Origin of the sequence: Bacillus sp. JJ1521 (assembly GCF_036965165.1) — a bacterium.
In the GTDB taxonomy this organism is placed as follows: Bacteria; Bacillota; Bacilli; order Bacillales; family Bacillaceae_L; genus Ferdinandcohnia.
Genome location: NZ_JBALOX010000267.1, coordinates 7435 through 8180 on the forward strand (window position 1 = coordinate 7435; position 746 = coordinate 8180).

Annotated in this window: 1 protein-coding gene; it reads left to right on the forward strand. The window is 41.2% G+C overall.

Features of this window, described 5'->3' with window-relative positions:
- Positions 1-31: 31 nt before the first annotated feature.
- Complete coding sequence (gene sdaAB / locus V7147_RS24415; protein WP_335370388.1) at positions 32-694, forward strand: L-serine ammonia-lyase, iron-sulfur-dependent subunit beta; 663 nt, start codon at positions 32-34, stop codon at positions 692-694.
- Positions 695-746: the final 52 nt, after the last annotated feature.

A 746-nucleotide genomic window follows, 5' to 3' on the forward strand; every position in this document is an offset into this window, starting at 1 on the left:
AGGCGCATTTGATTAAGTAGGGGGAAGAATGATGAAGTTTAGAAGTGTTTTTGATATTATTGGTCCGGTTATGATTGGTCCATCAAGCTCACATACTGCAGGGGCAGCTCGTATCGGGCGGGTTGCAAGAAGCTTGTTTGGTCGAGAACCAAAATGGGCAAACATCTCCTTCTATGGGTCATTTGCCGAAACGTATAAAGGTCACGGGACAGACGTTGCAATCATTGGTGGTCTTCTTGATTTTGACACATTTGATGAAAGAATTAAAACATCATTGGAAATCGCCAACGAAGCAGGTATGCAGATTAAGTTCATTGAAGAAGAAGCGATTCCTGAACACCCTAATACAGCTCGAATCTCCATTGGTGATAATGAAGGAGAATTGGAGCTTGTTGGTATTTCTATAGGTGGCGGAAAAATTGAAATCACTGAATTAAATGGATTTCAGCTTCGTTTATCTGGAAATCATCCAGCTATTCTTGTTGTCCACAATGACCGCTATGGTTCGATTGCAGGTGTTGCGAATGTGCTTGCAAAATACGCCATCAATATCGGGCATATGGAAGTGGCGCGGAAAGAAAAAGGGATGCAGGCTCTTATGACAATTGAAGTGGATCAAAACATCGACGGGCAGGTTTTAGATGAACTATCTACCCTACCTAATATCTTAAAAGTAGCCAAAATTGTCGATTAAGAATCTTAATTAAAACGTTTTTAACGTTTATTCGTGTCTAGTTCCAGGCGCC